We start from the raw sequence: 3,678 nt of genomic DNA, 5'->3' as shown, positions 1-3,678 counted from the left end.
TGTCGCAAGGGCAGACGGTAGTCACCGAAAAGAGCAACATCCAGATCAAGCAAGAACCCGGCATCCTGATCCAGGTGCCTCCCGCGCCGCAACTGGCCGACGTGGTGCGCGCCCTGAACGCCCTGGGTGCCACGCCGCAGGATCTGCTGGCTATCCTGCAAGCCATCAAGGCTGCCGGTGCATTGAATGCTGAATTGGAGGTGATCTGATGGCACTGACCCAAACTTCCACCGTCTCCAGCAACGCGCTGGCCGCCGATGCCCAGTCGCTGAATGCGCTGAAAATGCAGGCGGGCAAGGACGGCGCAGGTGCCATTAAGGAAACCGCCAAACAGCTGGAGTCGCTGTTCATGCGCGAGCTGATCAAAAGCATGCGCGAGGCCACGGCCTCCACCAAATCCGGCCTGTTCGACAGCCCCCAGGGCGACCTGGGCAACGACCTGCTGGACCAGCAAATGTCGGTCACCATGTCGGGCCAGCCCGGCGGCTTGTCGGACGCCATCGTGCGCCAACTGACCCGCCAAACCGTACCCGCCGACACCAACAGCACGCTTAAAATGGGCACCCCGCTGGGTGCGCCCACGGCCAAACCGGCCACCGTCAGTCAGACCGATTTTGTTGAAGAGCACAACGCCGCGGCCACCGCCGTAGAGCGGGCCACCGGCATCCCCGCCAGCTACATGCTGGGCCAGGCCGGGCACGAAACCGGCTGGGGCCGCAAGGAAATCAAGAACCACGATGGCAGCACTTCGTTCAACCTGTTCGGCATCAAGGCCGGTGCGGGCTGGACCGGCAAGACCACCACCGTCACCACGCACGAAGTAGTCAACGGCGAAACCCGCAAGGTCAGCGCCAAGTTCCGCGCCTACGACTCCTACCAAGAGTCTTTTAACGACTACGCAAAGCTGATCAACAACAACCCGCGCTACGCCCAAGCGCGCCAGCAAACCGGTTCTGCCCAGGCCTATGCCACCGAGCTCAAACGCGCGGGCTACGCCACCGACCCCGACTACGCCGCCAAGCTGAACCGGGCCATCACCGTGACGCAGCAACTGCGCCGGGCCTACGCCTAAGAGAACCGCATGAGCAACCTCCTCAACGTCGGCTCGCGGGCCCTGGTGGCCAACGAAGTGGCCCTACAAACCATTGGCAACAATATTGCCAACTCCAGCACGGTAGGCTATTCGCGCCAGAACGTGGTGCTGCAAACGGTGGAAGGCCAGTACACCGGCGGCGGCTATATCGGTAAGGGCGTAGACATCCAGACCATCCAGCGCAACCACGACGAATACCTGACCCGCCAGGCCGCACTGTCCAAGTCGGTCGCGGCATCGGACGTGACCCGTGCCACCAAGCTGCTGCAGCTGGAAGACATTTTCAAAGGCGGCACCAGCGGCCTGGGCGCGGCGGTCACCGACATGATGAATGCGTTCTCCGACGTGGCCAATGCCCCGACCGACCTGACCGCCCGCACCGTGGTGCTGACCCGTGCCAACGAGGCCGCCTCCCGCTTCAACGATGCATCCACCCAACTGACCAATCTGCAGACCGGCCTGACCACCGAGCTGCAAAACGCCGCGGCCGCGGTCAATACCATCACCACCAACCTGGCCGCAGTCAACGGGCAGATCCAGCTGGCCAGAGGCAACGGGCAGTCGCCCAACGACCTGCTGGACAAGCGCGACAACCTGATCAACCAGCTCAACCAGTACATCCAGACGACCCAGATCGATGCCGATGACGGCACGGTCACGGTGTTTGCGGCCAGCAGCCAGCCGCTGGTACTGGGCACCAAGGCCACGGCCTTGCAGGTGCAGTCCAACCCGCAAGATGCTTCGCAAAGCCAGATTGCCATGGTGTTTGGTAGCCAGACCGTGGTGCTGTCAGAAGACCTGATGGGCGGCGGCTCGATCGCCGGTATGCTGAAGTTCCAGAACCAGGACCTGGCCGAAGGGGCCAACCTGCTGGGCCGCATCGCCACCAGCATCACCACGGTGGTCAACGCCCAGCACCAACTGGGGCTGGACCTGGATGGCAATGCCGGGGGCAACCTGTTCAGCCCGGTCAGCATGCCCACCGGTGCAGCCGCCAGCTTCAACACCGGCAGCGGCACGGTAGACATCAGTGTGGATGCGCCCACCGTGGCTAAACTGGCCGCATCGGACTACAAGGTGACCTTTACCTCCCCTGTGGCGTTTACCGTGCAGCGGCTGTCGGACAACACCACCGTCTTGCCTGACCCCACTACCGGCAGCTATGACGGCCTGGCGATTGCCGTGGGCGGCACCCCGGCCACGGGCGACAGTTTTTTGCTCCAACCCTACCGCGCAGCCGCCGGCAAAATCACCACCGCCTTTGGCTCGCCGCGCCAACTGGCCGTCTCCAGCCCGGTGCAGGCCGCCATGGGTGTCACCAATACCGGCAGCCTGGCAGTCGCCAATCTGGCTGCCAAGTCGGTGCCGATTCCGGCCAACATCACGCTGAACTTCACCGGCTCCAACACCTACACCCGCAGCGACACCGGCGCCACCGTCTATACCTACAGCCCCGGCACGCCGATTGCGTTCGACTCCACCAATACATCGTCCGGCTGGTCGCTCACCCTGTCGGGTGCGGCCCAGAACGGTGACACCATCACCCTGGGCCCGGCAAACCCCGCCTACGCCAAGCTCAATGCCGGCAATGCCAATGCCCTGCTGGGCCTGCGCGATGTGGCCCTGTTTGACGGCTCCAGCCTGTCCGATGGCTATGCCGCGCTGATGTCGCAGGTGGGTGTCAAGGTGCAGAGCGTGCAGTACACCGCCGAGGTGTCCAAGTCGATTGCCGACAACCTGGAAACCTCGCGCACCAGCGTCTCGGGTGTCAACTTGGACGAAGAAGCCGCCAAACTACTGCAGTACCAGCAGGCCTACCAGGCATCGGCCAAGATGGTCCAGATTGCCCAAACCATTTTTGACAGCCTGATGGCCAGCGTAGGCCGTTAGGCCAGGAGAAGACCATGAGCAATTCATTCACCCGACTGTCCAGTGCCAATGGTTACGACAACGCGCTGCGCAATCTGACCACCCGGTACGCCACCATGTCTGCGCTGCAAGAAAATATGACCTCGGGCAAAAAAATCCTGCGCTCCAGCGACGATCCGACCGGCGCAGCCCAGGCCGAACGCGCCAACACCCGCATCGATCGCATCGCAACCGAGCAGCGTGCGCTGGGCACCCAGGTCAGCGCCATCACCCAGGCCGAATCCACGCTGGGCAACGCCACCGACCTGTTGACGGAGTTCCGCACCCTGGTGGTACAGGCGGGCAACGGTGCCAATAGCCCAACAGAGCGCGACACCATTGCCAAGCAGTTGGTCGGCATCCGCGACGAACTACTGACCCTGGCGAACAAAAAAGACAGCAACGGCATGCCGCTGTTCAACGGCCTGGGCAGCACTTCGGCCCCGTTTGAAACCAGCGCCAACGGCGTCCCTCCCGACCCCGACTACAGCTACAACGGCCTGCCCGGCCAAACCGCCTCCAGCACCGTGGCGATCCCGTTCACACTGGATGGCCGTGCCGCCTGGATGGACGTGCCCGAGGGCAACGGCGTGTTCAGCGTCAGCCTGGGCGCAGCAAACACCGGCAAAGCGTTTACCGACATCGGCGTGGTCACCGATGCTTCGCTGATGGGCACG

The 3,678-nt window shown here is 63.4% G+C and carries 4 protein-coding genes; all 4 read left to right on the top strand.

Annotation, left to right across the window (positions count from 1 at the left end):
* A partial coding sequence (locus tag ABI213_RS12890; RefSeq protein ID WP_348027408.1) for a flagellar basal body P-ring protein FlgI occupies nt 1-209 on the top strand: 209 nt, incomplete at its 5' end.
* Entirely contained in the window at nt 209-1,072 is an 864-nt protein-coding gene (gene flgJ / locus ABI213_RS12885) for a flagellar assembly peptidoglycan hydrolase FlgJ (protein ID WP_348007390.1), read from the top strand. The genes ABI213_RS12890 and flgJ, both read left to right, overlap by 1 nt.
* Nucleotides 1,073-1,081: 9 nt before the next feature.
* Nucleotides 1,082-2,983 (top strand): flagellar hook-associated protein FlgK, encoded by a 1,902-nt coding sequence (gene flgK / locus ABI213_RS12880; protein ID WP_348027406.1) that lies wholly within the window; start codon nt 1,082-1,084, stop codon nt 2,981-2,983.
* A 14-nt stretch (nt 2,984-2,997) separates the two neighbouring features.
* Nucleotides 2,998-3,678, top strand: a 681-nt coding sequence (flgL, locus tag ABI213_RS12875; protein WP_348027404.1) for a flagellar hook-associated protein FlgL, incomplete at its 3' end; no start/stop codon positions are given.

The sequence above is a fragment of the Rhodoferax sp. genome, from assembly GCF_039922535.1.
GTDB lineage: Bacteria > Pseudomonadota > Gammaproteobacteria > Burkholderiales > Burkholderiaceae_C > Rhodoferax_B.
Note: the sequence above shows the minus strand (reverse complement) of the source record. Positions and strands in the feature narration are given on the sequence as shown.